The 14,345-nt window shown below is 68.3% G+C and carries 13 protein-coding genes; 2 read left to right on the forward strand and 11 right to left on the reverse strand.

What is annotated here, in order from left to right:
• Positions 1 to 11: 11 nt before the first annotated feature.
• Genes ACZ7OI_RS02190 through ACZ7OI_RS02220 form a run of 7 tightly spaced genes read right to left on the reverse strand, consistent with a single transcriptional unit; the run spans position 12 to position 6,925 of the window.
• Positions 12 to 770, reverse strand: a complete 759-nt coding sequence (locus ACZ7OI_RS02190) for an SDR family NAD(P)-dependent oxidoreductase (RefSeq protein WP_470262405.1) — start codon at positions 768 to 770, stop codon at positions 12 to 14.
• Positions 767 to 2,191 (reverse strand): aldehyde dehydrogenase family protein, encoded by a 1,425-nt coding sequence (locus ACZ7OI_RS02195; protein WP_470262406.1) that lies wholly within the window; start codon positions 2,189 to 2,191, stop codon positions 767 to 769. The genes ACZ7OI_RS02190 and ACZ7OI_RS02195 overlap by 4 nt, the downstream gene beginning before the upstream one ends.
• The gene (locus ACZ7OI_RS02200; RefSeq protein WP_470262407.1) at positions 2,184 to 2,951 is read right to left on the reverse strand and encodes an ATP-binding cassette domain-containing protein; all 768 of its coding nucleotides are present in this window, start codon (positions 2,949 to 2,951) and stop codon (positions 2,184 to 2,186) included. The genes ACZ7OI_RS02195 and ACZ7OI_RS02200 overlap by 8 nt, the downstream gene beginning before the upstream one ends.
• Positions 2,948 to 3,682, reverse strand: coding sequence for an ATP-binding cassette domain-containing protein (locus ACZ7OI_RS02205; protein WP_470262408.1), 735 nt, complete (start codon positions 3,680 to 3,682; stop codon positions 2,948 to 2,950). Before ACZ7OI_RS02205 ends, ACZ7OI_RS02200 begins: the two co-directional genes overlap by 4 nt.
• A complete protein-coding gene (locus ACZ7OI_RS02210) occupies positions 3,679 to 4,494 on the reverse strand; it encodes an ABC transporter permease (protein WP_470262409.1) in 816 nt (271 codons plus the stop codon). Before ACZ7OI_RS02210 ends, ACZ7OI_RS02205 begins: the two co-directional genes overlap by 4 nt.
• Positions 4,494 to 5,438, reverse strand: coding sequence for an ABC transporter permease (locus tag ACZ7OI_RS02215; protein WP_470262410.1), 945 nt, complete (start codon positions 5,436 to 5,438; stop codon positions 4,494 to 4,496). Before ACZ7OI_RS02215 ends, ACZ7OI_RS02210 begins: the two co-directional genes overlap by 1 nt.
• Positions 5,435 to 6,925 (reverse strand): ABC transporter substrate-binding protein, encoded by a 1,491-nt coding sequence (locus ACZ7OI_RS02220; RefSeq protein ID WP_470262411.1) that lies wholly within the window; start codon positions 6,923 to 6,925, stop codon positions 5,435 to 5,437. Before ACZ7OI_RS02220 ends, ACZ7OI_RS02215 begins: the two co-directional genes overlap by 4 nt.
• Positions 6,926 to 7,002: 77 nt before the next feature.
• Here ACZ7OI_RS02220 and ACZ7OI_RS02225 point away from each other — a divergent pair, with 77 nt between their 5' ends.
• A complete protein-coding gene (locus ACZ7OI_RS02225) occupies positions 7,003 to 7,740 on the forward strand; it encodes a FadR/GntR family transcriptional regulator (RefSeq protein ID WP_470262412.1) in 738 nt (245 codons plus the stop codon).
• A gap of 1 nt (position 7,741) precedes the next feature.
• Here ACZ7OI_RS02225 and ACZ7OI_RS02230 read toward each other — a convergent pair whose 3' ends face one another.
• The 4 genes from ACZ7OI_RS02230 to ACZ7OI_RS02245 all read right to left on the reverse strand — a co-directional run bounded on the left by ACZ7OI_RS02230 (position 7,742) and on the right by ACZ7OI_RS02245 (position 13,777).
• Positions 7,742 to 8,338 (reverse strand): class F sortase, encoded by a 597-nt coding sequence (locus tag ACZ7OI_RS02230; RefSeq protein WP_470262413.1) that lies wholly within the window; start codon positions 8,336 to 8,338, stop codon positions 7,742 to 7,744.
• A complete protein-coding gene (locus tag ACZ7OI_RS02235; protein ID WP_470262414.1) occupies positions 8,338 to 9,060 on the reverse strand; it encodes a hypothetical protein in 723 nt (240 codons plus the stop codon). The genes ACZ7OI_RS02230 and ACZ7OI_RS02235 overlap by 1 nt, the downstream gene beginning before the upstream one ends.
• Positions 9,061 to 9,296: 236 nt before the next feature.
• Entirely contained in the window at positions 9,297 to 10,328 is a 1,032-nt protein-coding gene (locus ACZ7OI_RS02240) for a trans-sulfuration enzyme family protein (protein WP_470262415.1), read from the reverse strand.
• Positions 10,329 to 10,558: 230 nt separating this feature from the next.
• A complete protein-coding gene (locus tag ACZ7OI_RS02245; RefSeq protein ID WP_470262416.1) occupies positions 10,559 to 13,777 on the reverse strand; it encodes a penicillin acylase family protein in 3,219 nt (1,072 codons plus the stop codon).
• A gap of 163 nt (positions 13,778 to 13,940) precedes the next feature.
• Between ACZ7OI_RS02245 and ACZ7OI_RS02250 the strand changes: the two genes are divergently transcribed.
• Positions 13,941 to 14,315, forward strand: coding sequence for an FKBP-type peptidyl-prolyl cis-trans isomerase (locus ACZ7OI_RS02250; protein ID WP_470262417.1), 375 nt, complete (start codon positions 13,941 to 13,943; stop codon positions 14,313 to 14,315).
• The last annotated feature ends 30 nt before the right edge of the window (positions 14,316 to 14,345 follow it).

Genomic DNA, 14,345 nt, shown 5'->3' on the forward strand with positions numbered 1-14,345 from the left:
GAACCTCCGATTCACGAAGCGGGTGGGTCAAAGCGGCCGTCGACTGCGGTCCAGCCGCCGTCGACAGCCAACACGGAGCCGGTGACGAAGGTCGAAGCGTCCGAAGCGAGGTACACGACAGCGCCGGCCAGTTCGTCCGCGCGCGCCCAGCGGCCGAGCGCGCCCTTCTGGGCATAGGCGTCGTACCAGTCGGGGCGCGCTTTGATCTGTGCGGTCAAAGGCGTCTCTACGACGCCAGGGGCGATGGCGTTGACGCGTACGCCGGACGGTCCGAACTCGGCGGCGGCAGTGCGGAAGAGTTGCACTAAGCCGCCTTTCGTTGCTGCGTACGGGCCTTGTCCGGGTTCGACGGTGGTACCGCGGATCGAGGAGAAGCCGATGATGCTTCCCCTGCCCTGCTCGACCATCGGCGCACCAAACGCGCGCAGCACCTCGAAGGCGACGCCGAGGTTCAGCTCCACCACGCGGTCGAACTCTTCGCGCGTGTAGTCCAGCAGGCGTTTCCGGACGTTGGTGGCGGCGGTCAGCACGACGGCGTCCAGCGGTCCCAAGTCGGTGGCGGCGGCAGCGACGGCACCCGGCGCGAGCAGGTCGATCTCGTACGCCTCGCCGACACCGGTCTCCCGGGCAGCGGCGACGTCACGGTCCGCGCAGATCACCGACGCACCGTGCGCGGCCAACGCTCGGGCGGCTTCGCGGCCGATCCCGCTGCCCGCGCCGAGCACGACGGCCCGGCGGCCGTCCATTCGGAACAGTCCGGCGTAGTTCACGGGCGCAGCACCGCCATCCTGGTCACGGTCAGCTCTTCGACGGCGAATCGCGGCCCCTCGCGGCCGATCCCGGAGTCCTTGACCCCGCCGTAGGGCATCGTGTCGGACCGGAACCCCGGCACCTCGTTCACCACTACCCCGCCGACCTCCAGCTCGTCCAGCGCACGGAACGCGGTCTTCAGCGAGCGGCTGTACACGCTCGCGTGCAACCCGTACCGCGACGCGTTGACCGCGGCGAACGCTTCGTCCACATCGGACACTGTGCGCAGGCAGACGACCGGGCCGAAGATCTCCTCGTCCCAGCATTCGACGCCGTCCGGGACGTCCGCGAGCACCGTCGGCTCCAGCACGCCGTCGCGCACCGAACCACCGGCCAGCAGCTGAGCGCCTGCCGCGATCGCTTTGTCGACCCACTCGGCGACCCGGGCGGTCGAGCGTTCATCGATCAGCGCCGATACGCGGGTTTCGGGAGAACGCGGATCACCAACGGTCACTTCGCCGAGCCGGGCGAGCACCTTGCCGGTGAATTCCGCGGCCACGGAAGACACCGCCAGCACGCGTTGTACGGAAATGCAGGCTTGTCCGGACGCATAGAACCCGCCGCGCAGCACGGCATCGGCGGCGGCATCGAGGTCGGCGTCCTCGCTGACGACCAGCGCTGCGTTCGAGCCCAGCTCCAGCAGGGTCTTCGTCGGTGCGGCGTCGCGGGCGATCTGGTGCCCGACGGCGGCCGAGCCGGTGAACGACACCGCCCCGATCCGCCGGTCGGTGACCAGCGCCGATCCCACCGAAGCGTCTCCGGTGACCAGCTGAACCATCGCGGGAAGATCGGTCAGCGAGCGGACCAGGTGCACCAGCCACAGCGTCGCCAACGGGGTTTGCGGCGCGGGTTTCACCACCACCGGACAGCCAGCGGCGATCGCAGGCGCGATCTTGTGCGATGCCAGCAGCAGCGGGTAGTTGAACCCGGCGATCCCGACCACGACGCCGATCGGCTTGCGCTTCCAGAACCCGACCAGCCCGTCCCCCGAAGGCAGCAGGTCGAGCGGCACGGTTTCGCCGTGCAGCCGCGACACCTCCTCGGCCGCGGCTTCCCAGGTGACGATCGTGCGCGCGACCTCCACCTGACAGTCGACCAGCGGTTTTCCGGTCTCCAGCACGAGAAGCTGCTCAAACTCCGCGCGACGCTCGCGCACCGCCGAAGCCACGTCGTTCAGCAGCGCCCGGCGAGTCCGCGAAGGCAGCGAAGCAACTTCACGAGCCACTGCTACTGCTTCGTCGATCGCCTGAGCGGCCAGCGCAGCAGTACCGACCGGCGCGGTGCCGATCACGCTGCCGTCATAGGGAAACACGATGTCCGCAGATTCCACTGTGGACACCCAGCCGGGACCAATCGGCAGGCCGTCCGGGCAGTCAGGCATCCGTTTCTCCCTTCAACCGGGCCAGCTCGGTCCGCAGATTCGGCGCGGCGGCCAGCAGTTCCCGGGTGTACTCGTGCTGCGGCTCGGCGTAAACCTGGTCGACCGCACCGATTTCCACGATCTCCCCGCGCCGCATCACCGCGACGCGATCGCACACGTGCCGGACCACGCCGAGGTCGTGCGAGACGAAAATCAACGTCAGCGAGAACTCGTCCACCAGCCGGGCCAGCAGATCCAGGATCTGCGCGCGCACCGAAACGTCCAGCGCGCTCACCGGTTCGTCCGCGATCAGCACACTCGGATGGGGCGCGAGCGCGCGGGCGATCGAGATCCGCTGCCGCTGCCCGCCGGAGAACTGGTGCGGATACCGCATCGCCGCGTCCTCGGGCAGTCCGACGGCGGTCAGCAGCTCCGCGACCCGCTCCGGCGACCGGCGGCCGAGCGGTTCGGACACGATGTCCCGCACGCGCATCCGAGGGTCGAGCGAGCCCATCGGATCCTGGAACACGATCTGCATTTCGCGGCGGAGAAACCGCAGTTTCCGTTCGGGCAGCGAGTCGATCCGCTGGTCTTGGAACGACACGGCGCCTGCGGTCGGCCGGTCCAAGGCGGCGAGCAGGCGCACCAAGGTGGACTTCCCGGAACCGGATTCACCGACGATCCCAAACCGCTCACCAGCGGAAACGTCGAAACTCACGCCGCGCAACGCATGCACGTCCCGCCGCGCGTACCGCCGTTCCAAATCCCGTACGGAGATCATCGCGCCCCCTCCAGATCGGAAGCCGCGAGCAACCGCTGCGTATAAGAATGCTGAGGCGCGGTCAAAACGTCCCGCGTCGAGCCATGCTCCACAATGGACCCGTCGAGCATCACCAGCACCCGGTCGCACATCTGCGCCACCACCGCCAGATCGTGCGTGATGAACAGCAGCGAGCTCTCCGTCGACAACCGTTCCCTGATGAGCGCCAGAATCTGCGCCTGCACGGTGACGTCCAGCGCGGTGGTCGGCTCGTCGCAGATCAGCAGCGCCGGGTCGTTGGCCAGCGCGATCGCCAGCACCACCCGCTGCCGCTGCCCGCCGGACAGCTGATGCGGATACGCCCGCGCGACCCCCGGCAATCCGACCGCGGCCAGCAGTTCCTCCGCCGGACGCCCCCGGCGGCCGTGCACCCGGAACGGCTCGGTGACCTGCCGTCCGATCCGCATCGCCGGATTCAGCGCGGTCATCGGCTCCTGGAACACCATCGCCATCCCGTTGCCGCGCAACCGGGAGAGGTCCTTTTCGGACGCACCGAGCAGCTCCCGGCCGTCGAGGCGCACCGAGCCGGTGGCCGACAGCTCCTCCGGCAGCAGGCCCAGCACCGACAGCGCGGTGAGCGATTTCCCGGACCCGGATTCACCGATCAACCCGACCCGCTCGCCCGCGCCCAGCTCGAACGAAACCCCGCGCACGAGGTCCGCGACCTGCAGGTTTTCCACCGTCAGCGTCATACCCGCGCCGCCAATCGGGGGTCGAGACGGTCGCGCAGACCGTCGCCGAGAAGGTTGAATCCGAGGACTGCCAACGCGATCGCGACACCGGGCACCAGCGCGAGCCGCGGCTGCGCGGTGAGCAATTCCTGCGATTCCTGCAGCATCCGGCCCCACGACGGCGTCGGCGGACGCGTGCCGAAGCCGAGGAACGACAGCGCCGCCTCGGCCAGCACCGCGATCGCGAACGACACCGACGCCTGCACGATCAGCAGGCCGCCGATGTTCGGCAGCACGTGCGCCCAGGCGATCCTCGTCCGCGACCGTCCGCCGGCACGGGCGGCCAGCACGTATTCGCTGCTCATCACCTGCAGCGAGCCGGACCGCGCGATGCGGGCGAACGACGGGATCGTCGCGATGCCGATGGCGACCATCGCGGTGAGCGTGTCCGCGCCGAAGACCGCGCCGAACATGATCGCCAGCAACAGCGCGGGAAACGCGAGGACCAGGTCGTTCACCCGCATCACGAACTCGCCGAGCCACCGCGGAGCCATCGCCGCCAGCACGCCCAGCGGAGTGCCGATCACCGCCGCGATGCCGACCGCGACGACGCCGACGTACAGCGTGGTCCGCGCGCCGACGAGGATCTGGCTGAAGACGTCGCGGCCGAATTTGTCCGTGCCGAACAGATGCTCGGCCGAAAAGCCCAGCAGCCGGTCCGCCGCGTTGACCTGCACCGGGTCGTACGGCGTCCAGACGAACGACACCAGCGCGGCCAGCACGACGAGCGCGACCAGCGTCCCGCCGAGCAGGAGATTTCCGTTGCGGCGCATCAGGACCCCCGCAGTCTCGGGTCGAGCACCGAATACAGCACGTCGACCACGAAGTTCACCAGCAGCACCCCGGCCACCAGCACCAGCACGATCCCTTGCACCGTCAGCAGATCGCGCTGTGCGACCGCGTCCAGCAGCATGCTGCCGAGCCCGGGCAGCACGAACACCCGCTCCACCACGACCGCGCCGATCAGCAGCGTCGTCAACTGCAGGCCGAGCACGGTGACCACCGGGACGGACGCGTTGCGCAACCCGTGCCGGAACAGGGCCTGACCAGGCAACAAGCCCTTGGAACGGGCGGTGCGGAGGTAGTCCTGGCCGAGTGTGTCGAGCACTGCCGACCGGACGTAGCGCGTGAGCACCGCGCCCTGCACCAGGCCGAGGGACAACGCCGGAAGGATCAGCCCGCGCAGGAACTCGCCCGCGTCCTGATCCGGTGGCGTCCATCCGCCGCTCGGCAGCCAGCGCAGCTGCACGGCGAAAATCTGCACCAGGATGATGCCCGCCAGGAACGCCGGGATCGCCACGCCGACCTGCGACAGCCCGGAAACCGCGACACCGCTGGCCTTCCGGTGCCGCACCGCGGCGAACGCGCCGGCGGGCAAAGCGATCACCAGCGCGACGATCATTCCCGCGCCGACCAGCCACAACGTCACCCCGAGCCGGTCCACCAGCTGCGGACTGATCGCCTCGCGCGTGACGTACGACCGGCCGAAGTCGCCGTGGAGCACCCCGCCCATCCAGCTCAGGTACTGCTCGATCAGCGGCCGGTCGATGCCGAATTCGGCGCGGGTCTTCGCGAGCAGCTCCGGCGTCGCGTTCACGCCGAGCGCGACCTGCGCGGGATCGCCCGGCAGCCCCGCCATGAACAGGAACACCACAATGGACGCCACGAACAGGCTCACCGCGAACACGGCCACCCGCCGGAGCACGCGCGCGGTCATGCCGGCCTCACCGCGGTCAAGTCGAACGACTCGCTGACCTGGTTGCGCGCGAGCCCGGTCACCTTTTTCTTGGCGACCACGACGTTCGGGAACAGGAACAGCCAGTCCGCGGCCGCGTCGGTGTTCAGCTGCCGCGCGACCTCCTTCATGTCGCTGACCTGCTCCTGCGGCGTGCCGCTGTCCGCCGCGGCCAGCAGCTGTTGCACGCGTTTGTTGTCGTAACCCCAGTAGTACTTGGCTTTTCCGAACGTCGAGATGTCGCGGGCTTCGACGTGCTGGATGATCGACAGGTCGTAGTCGTGGTCGGTGAAGACCTGCTTGAGCCACACCGCCGGGAAGTCGAGCGGCTCGATCGTCGCGGTGACGCCGACGTCCGCCAGCTGCGATTGCACCACCTGCGCCGCCGACACCGCGTACGGCAGGTTCGGAATCCGCAGCCGCAGCTTGAGATCGTGCACGCCCGCCTCGGCAAGAAGCTGCTTCGCCTTCGCCGGGTCGTACGAATAGACCTTCGAGAGGTCCTCGTACCACGGGTCAGTGGGCGGAACCATGCTGCCGATGAGCGTGCCGCGACCGCTGAAGACCAGGTCCAGCACGGCTTTCCGGTCGATGGCGTAGGTGAGCGCGCGCCTGACGCGCACGTCGTTCAGCGGCGCGCGACGGCCGTTGAACGCCAGCGTGACCTCGCTGTTCGTGGTGCCCTGCTGCACGGTGAACCGGTCGTCGCCCTGGAACTGCGGGATCGAATCGGCCGAAGTGAGATTGGAGATCACGTCGATTCCGTTGGACAGCAGTGCGTTGTTGAGCGCGGTCGGATCGGCGAAGTACTTGAGCACGACCGTGCGATACGCCGGTTTCCGGCCCCAGTACTGCGGATTCTCCCGCAGCACGATGGAATCGCCACGACGGCGCGACGCCACCTCGTACGGTCCGGTGCCGACCGGATGGTTCGCCAGATCCGCGACGCCGGTCGGGCTGAACATCGCGCCGAGCCGGCTGGTGAGGCTGAACAGCCAGCCGTTGCTGGGTTTCGACAGCACCACGCGAGCGTGATCGGGCGCGACGACCTCGACGTGGTCCACGACGTCCATCGCCGATTTGAGCGAGATCGTCCAGTCGGTCTTCACCCGCATCAGCGAAAACTGGACGTCGGAGGCGGTGAACGGCGCTCCATTGCTGAACTTGACGCCCTGCCGCAGCTGGAAGTCGTAGGTCTTGCGGTCCGGGCTGATCGTCCAGGACTTCGCGAGCAGCGGCACGATCCGGCCCTGCGGGTCGAGCTTCACCAGGCCCTCGTAGACGTTGTAGAGCAGCGCCTGCGGGATGGCCACGCCGTCGGAACGGGTGAAGTCGAAGTTCGCCGGCTCCGCCGTGTAGCCGACGGAAAGCGTGTCCGGACCTGGGGAAACACTCGCGCTGGAGCCTGCCGAGCAGCCGGACGTCACGAGCAGCAGCGCCAGTGCCGCCGCAGTGCTCCGGGCTTTCATTCCGCCTCCTGCTCAGTACACTGGTCTGACCAGTAAACCTCACAGCAGACTCGCATCCGGCAGACACCGAGGTCAAGATGAAGTTCGAACCGGTGGCTCCGGTCCGCGCCTACGAGCGGATCGTCGAGCAGATCGAGGAGGCCGTGGTGAGCGGCCGCCTCAAACCCGGTGACCGGCTGCCCGGGGAGCGGGAGCTGATGACGCAGTTCGGCGTCGGCCGGTCGACCGTGCGCGAGGCGCTGCGGGTGCTGCAGGCCGCCGAGCTGATCCGGTCGCGGCCGGGTGATCCGCGCGGGCCCGAGGTGCTGGCCGCGTCGCCGGGCGCGTTGCACCGGTCGATGCACCGGCTGGCGCGGGCGGAACACGTCGGGCTGGCGGAACTGCTGCAATTCCGGATGGTGCTGGACGGATCGTCGCACCTGCTGGCCGCGGAACTGCGCACCGCCGAGGATTTGACCGCGCTCGACACTGCGTTGGAAGGAATGGCGGCGGCGGACGGATACGCCGAATTCAGTCGCGCGGACGTCGCATTCCATGACGTGATTGCCCAAGTGTCACGGAATCCGCTACTGGTAGTCAGCGGCGAAGTGGTCCGCGGGGTAGTCCTGGAATTGATCGAGGACAAACTCAGCCACGCCAACGACCGCGGCACCCTGATGCGATCGTGGCTGCGGCACCACGAAGAGGTGCTGAACGCGATCCGCGCCGCCGACGGGAAGTCGGCGGCGCGGCTGGCGCGTCAAGCGCTGTATGACAACTACGCGGAATACGTGCCGAAGGAGCAGCGACCGCTGCTCACTCCGCTGCTGGCCTGAGTCAGGAGACCAGGTTCGCGTACACCACGATGTTGTCTTTGTAGCTGTGCTCGGCGTGGTCGAACACGCCGCCGCAGGTGATGATGCGCAGCTGCGGTTTGTCGGTGTTGCCGAAGACGGCCTGGGTGGGGAACGTGTCCTTGGGGACCTGTTCCTTGCGGTCCACGACGAACTTCAGCTTCTTGCCGTCGCTGCGTTCGACGTCGACCTCGTCGCCGGGGTTCACGTCCTTGAGCTTGTAGAAGATCCCCGGCTTGTGGTCGCCGTCGACGTGCCCGAGCACGATCGCGGGGCCCACGTCGCCCGGCACCGGCGAGAGCCGGTACCACGCGGCCTGCATCGGGTTCTTCACCGAAGGCACCGAGATCTGCCCCTCTTTGTTGGGCATCACCGTGATCAGCGACGACTTCGCGCCGATCTTCGGGATCTCGACCGACGTCGGCCGCAGCCCGGTGAACGGCTTGGTCACCGGGACCGCCGCGCTGGCCGGGGCCTGCGCGGCCGGGGCCGCCGGGGCGTCCGAGCCGCACGCGCTCAGCGAGAGGGAGAGGAGCAGAGCGCCCGCGAGAGCGGCGCCCTGCCCGAACTTCCTGGTCATCAGGCGGCCATGCCCCCGAAGCCGGTCTCGATGCCGCGCTTCGGCGTGTACTTCACCTGCGAGTCGCCGTGTCCGCCGGTGGTGCCGGCCGAACCCGCGCCCGCGCCGCCGGCCGGGGGAACCGTTCCGCCGTCGGTCGGCTTGCCGCCGCAGGTCCAGACCGCGCGCACGGTGCCGCTCTCGAAGGAGACACCCTCGTGGCGCTTGACGATCCAGCCCCAGTAGCGGCCGTCGACCTCGTCCTGGTGCGGGCCCTCGACGATGTCGAAGTCGTTGGAGTGCAGGCCGGTCGGCTCGCCCGCGGCGCACGAGATCTCGACGTAGCCGTAGCCGTCGGCGAGGTCCAAGCCGGAGCCGGTGTCGTCCACGTACGGCGGCTCGGCCGGAGTGGAAGTCTCCGAGGAGGTCGGCGTGGTCGGCTTGCTGGTGCCGGTCGGCTTGCCGGTCTCGGTCGGCTTGCCCGTCTCAGTCGGCTTGCCCGTCTCAGTCGGCTTGCCGGTCTCGGTCGGCTTGCCCGTCTCGCTCGGCGCGCCGGTCTCGCTCGGCTTGCCGGTCTCGCTGGCCGGAGGCTGCGAGGCGGGAGCCGTCTCGCCCGAGGAGGCCGGCGCCGAAGCGGACGTCGTCGCCGAGGCCTCCTCCGCGTTCGCGGCGGGCGCGACGGCAAGGCTGATCAGGGCGCCCGCGAGCACAGCGCCCGCGAGTCTGCCCAGGGTCTTCTTCAAGATGATTACCCCTCTGAGGAAAAGCGCGATGACCCCCACCGCGCCCGCTGATCCTGTCGAAATTCAGCCCAAAGGGGTAACTCTTTAGCCGGTGATTAATGACACGAGGGAAAGACGTAACGAACGCCTTCGCGGTGGCGATGATTTCGCCCGATTGCCGGGAATCCGGCCTGTCGTGCCCATACCGTAACAGTCGCCGGGCAACCCGCACAGCCCTCGTTAAAGAATGGCGGAATTCAGCCGAGCGCGGTCAGCAAATCCCGCCACAGGTCCTCCGGGTCTTCCAATCCGACGGAGAACCGGATGAGCCCCGGCGGCACGCGCTCCTCGCCGGGAAGCCACGCACGCCGTTCCACCAGGCTTTCTACCCCGCCGAGACTCGTCGCCGACCGGATCAGCCGGACGGCCGCGCACACCTTGTCCGCCGCGTCGGCGTCGGCGACCTCGAACGCCACCATCATCCCGAAACCGGGGTAGCGAACCTTTGTTACCGCCGGGTGTTCCGCCAACCGGGACACCAGCAACTCGGCGGTGCGAGTTTGCTCGGCGAGCCGCACCGGAAGCGTCCGCAATCCCCGTAACGCAAGCCACGTTTCGAGCGCACCCGGTGTCGCGCCGACCCGAGTCCGCGCCGCGCGAAGCTCGTCCACGATCTTCTGCTCGGCTGCGACCGCGACGCCGAGCAGAAGATCGCTGTGTCCGCCAATGAGCTTCGTCGCGCTGTGCACGACAATGTCCGCGCCGAGCGACAGTGGTTGTTGATGCAGCGAAGTCGCGAAGGTGTTGTCGACGACTACGCGACCCCGCGTGCCGCGCGCGATGGTCTCGATCTCCATCACGTCAAGCGTCGGGTTAGTCGGCGATTCGAGCCACAACAGATCGGCGTCGCAGTCGAGCCACGCCTGAGTGTCCGTCGGCTCCAATTCGGTGACCGTGAGACGACCGATCTGCTGTGCGTGCTTCAACGCTCCGCGCGTGACGGCGTAACTGAACGACGGAACCGCAACCGTCGACCCGACCGGCAACGAATCCAGCACCGCGGACAACGTGGCGACCCCTGACGCGAAGGCGACCGCAGTGCCGCCCTCAAGCGACCCGACGACCTCCTCGAAAGAGTCCCAAGTGGCCGTGCCGTCGGAGCGCGAATACACCGCGTCGCCGCCGGCCTCGAAGGTGCTCGTGGCCACGATGGGCGTGTTCAGCGGCTCGCCGGGGCCGTGCGGCCGGCCCGCCGCGATCGCGCGGGTCCGCGGAGTCCAGTCGTCCATGCGGACACGGTAACTTCGCGGCCGCTCCAACGGCAGGCGACGAATATCACCAGGTGGTCAGGTGTTCCACAAAGTGGGCAGCGTCCTGGTCGGCTGGGCGATAGTGCAGGTAGACAGCGCGCGACAGCCGCGGTTCCCACGGCCGGACCGCGACGGCGGGCGTGAAGCACCGCCCCGGCCAATCATGCTGGCCGGAGCGGTCCTCATCGTCACTTGAGTCGCGACCGAAGTCAGTGCGCGTAAACCTCGAACTCATACAGCGAATACCCGTACTTAGTCCCGCGCGAGACCCCCTGCATCCGAACGAAGCGCGCGTCCGAAGGCGCGAACGAGACGTTGTCCGCCCCGCCGTTCCCGTCCGTCACCACGGCCGCGTCGTGCCAGTCGGTGCCGTCCGTGGACAGCTGGATCTTGTACCCCTTCGCGTACGCCTTCTCCCACGACAGCACCGCGCGCGAAACCTGCTGCACCGAGCCGAGATCCACGGTGATCGACTGGTTGTCGTTCCAATCGCTCGCCCAGCGCGTACCCGGGTTTCCGTCAACGGCGTTCGAAGCAGGCGAGTTGTAGAACCCGGTTTCCGCGCTGGAGGCGTTCACCGGCTTGCCCGCCGCGAGGTTCGAGACGTTGTCGCCGCGATGCGCCGGATACTCGACGACCTGCTGGAACGTCGGCCGGTTCTGCGTGCTGATCTTGCCGTGCGCGATGCCGCCCAGCGGACGCTGGACGATCGAGTCGGCGCACCACTGGTCGCCCGCCGAGCAGTCGCCGTCACCCGGGTACACGGTGTTCGCGGGCTGACCGGCAGCAGTGGTCAGCGAGTCGACCAGCGTCTGCCGGCACGCGGTCAGGTCGCCGCCGCCGCAGAACTTCGCGCCGAGCGGGCCCGCCACCGGCTGTCCGAGCACCGTGCGGAGATCCTTGCTGGCGTAACCCCACCAGCCGTGCTGATAGGCCGAACCCTGGTGCGGCTGCCCGACGTGCTTGCCCGGCGTCTCGTTCTGGAAGCCGGACGGGCTTTCGTTGATCTGCAGCACGTTGGTCATCGCGCCGAACGCGTCGTCGCCCATCGACGGTTTGAACTCGCCGGTGACCAGCAGCGGCCACCACGCGTCCATGATCCGGATCGCGTCGGCGTCGTTGTAGGTCTTGCTGCCCGGACTGGATTCGACGCGCTGGTGGCCGTGCTCCATCCACGTCTTCAGCTTCGCCTCGGCGTCCGCCGCGGCGCCGGTGAGCGGGGCCTTGTCGAGCACCTGCAGCAGCAACGGCAGCACCTTCTCCGCCCGCAGGTCGGCCAGCGCCGCGTCCTCCATCGCCTGGGTCAGGTTCACCCGGGTCACCTTGGTGCCGCTGGAAAGCAGGCCCTTGACCCGCGCGTCGAGCAGGTCGGCGCGGTGCACGGCGGACTTGTCCGCACCGCCGGACGCGTAACCGTTGGATTGCGCGTTGTTCCAGCTGATGTAGTAGTCCTGGTTCACCGACTGCGGATGCTGGGACGCGGGCGTGTAGTCGGCCTTGTTGCCCGCCGGGTTCCAGCCCGACCAGTCGAACCCGCGGTCGCCCCACGTCGGCATCATCGGGTCCACAGTGGAATTGCGCACCGGGTTCGCGCCGGAGTTGAAGTACGCGATGTCCTTCGAATCGGCGTAGAACCAGTTGAAGGTGAAGTTGACGTCGTTCGCGGCGCGCTGGAAGTCCGCGGCCGATTTGACGTAGCCCGGGTCGTTGAACTCCTGGAACCCGATCAGCGAATCGACCTCGTGCATGTACGAGGACCGCAGCGACGAATACGCCACCGGCTTCCCGTCCACCATCGCCCGCGAGGTCACCGGGCCGTACTTCGTGCGGTAGCTGCGCAGGGTGTAGGACCCGGCGGCGGTGCCGTCCGCGACCGTCGGCGACCAGGCGTTCTTGCGCTCCACGGTGTCCATCGGGAGGCATTTGCCCTGGTACAGATAGTAGTTCGAGTCCTTTGTGGCCGGTTTGCCGCTCGGGTCGCACAGCGGCAGCGCGTAGGTGTCGATGATGTCCTGCGCCGCGGTCGTCGCGCTCCACGAGTAGTCCTGGCCGCGCCCGAGCAGCACGTACATGCTGATCCCGGCGAACGACGCGCCCCGCGCGCTGATGCCCGGACCCTGGATTTCCTGCAGCAGCAACAGCTGCGGCGCGAAATACCCGGTCTGCGGACCGAACACGGCGACCGGATGTCCGCTGGCGGTCTTCGCGCCGGACACCAGCAGCGCGTTGGACATGCCGTGCTTTTCCTTGAGCATGTTGCCCGGCAGCACGCCGTTGTCGAACATGCCGCGCGCGGATTCCTGGTCCTTCGGCGCGGGAACCTTGACCTTTTCGGCCTTCGCTGAGGCCGCCGAGCCGGTCTGGTCGAACACGAGCTGCTGGTTCGTCACCGAGCCCTTGTCCGGCAACGCCGCGCCCTGCGGGTTCGCCGGAGTGTTGCCGTACGGGAAATTCTGCCCGTCGTGCAGGGTCTTCACGGCCTCGGGATCATCCGCGGCGCGCAGGCTCTGCCACACCTTTTCGCCCTGCTCGACGCCGTACTTCTCCTGCAGCGCCAGCTTCGCGACCGCGTTCTGCACCTCGCCGCCACCGCCGGCGCCGAACTGCGCGCCGACCACCGAGGCGAGCACGACGAGGTCAGTGAGCTTGAACGGTTCGATGGTGCCCGCGTTGGTGATCGCGTCGACGTGCCCGGTGAGCACGTATTCGCCCGGGAAGTACCGGCCGTTGTGCGAATCGGTGATGTATTTGTTGATGCCTTCGATGTACGCCTGCGCGTCGGCAAGGCCCTGCTTGCCGCGCGGACCGCTCGCCGCCACCGCGTCGATCTGCTGCTGCAGCTCGTCCTCGGTGTAGGGCGCGGAGGCGAAGAAAGACTGCTCCAGCTCGCGGTTCGCTTCCGCGCCGCCGGCGTACGACGTGAGCTGGCCGCGCCCGACCCGCCGCATGATGTCCATGAGCCACAAGCGATCCTGCGCCGCCGCGTATCCCGCGCCGTACTCGGTGCCGGAGCGCGTCGTGCCCTGGATGTGCGGGACGCCGGTGGCCTTGTCGCGCGTGATCGTCACGTCGTCGCGCGGCTTCAGCGTGCTCGCGACCTGGTCGGCGGGCACGCCGAAGGACGAATCGTTGAAGAATTTGCCGATCGTGTCGGTCGTCAGCGTCTTGTATCCGCCCGCCAGGTCGGCGTATTTGCCGAGCTGGTCGTCCGCGTGCCCGGGCTGCGTGCCGAACGCCTTGTTGGCGAGGATTTCGGCGAGCGTCGCGCTGCCGTTCTCGCCGGGCGGGAGGATGTCGTTGCACTGGCCCGCGCAATAGTCGTTGCCGGGCAACGCGGCGGAAGCCGGTGCCGCGGTCCCGATCTGCACTAGCCCGGCCGTGAGCACGGCTACCGCGCCCGCGGCCAGGATTGGGATGCGTCGTCGCATTCCGCACTCCGTCCACGAAGGATTCCCCAGGGTGACCCAGCGCACGCTACCGACGGGTAGGGCACATGTGAAGAGTTTTCGCGTTTATCCCCTCGTTGGGAGTAGTCCTCCCTGGTAGCGGTCCATCCAGCGCGGCGTTTGACCGATAGGTACCGTGAGCCCCATGAGCGTGGAAAAGCCCCAAGTCGACCGCCCGGACGGACCGCCGCCCGCCGAGCTGCAGATCAAAGACATCACCGTCGGCGACGGCCCCGAAGCACAATCGGGCAATGCTGTCAGCGTGCACTACGTAGGGGTCTCGCACTCCACCGGCGCGCAATTCGACGCCTCCTACGACCGCGGCGCGCCGCTCGATTTCCAGCTCGGCGCCGGACAGGTCATCCCGGGCTGGGACCAGGGCGTGACCGGCATGAAGGTCGGCGGCCGCCGCCAGCTCGTGATCCCGCCGCACCTGGCGTACGGCGAACGCGGCGCGGGCGGCGTGATCGCGCCGAACGAAACGCTGATTTTCGTCGTCGACCTCGTCGGCGTGAGCTGATTCAAGAAAACGCGGGCAGCCGGGCAAGCC

The organism is Amycolatopsis sp. NPDC114503 (genome assembly GCF_055633655.1).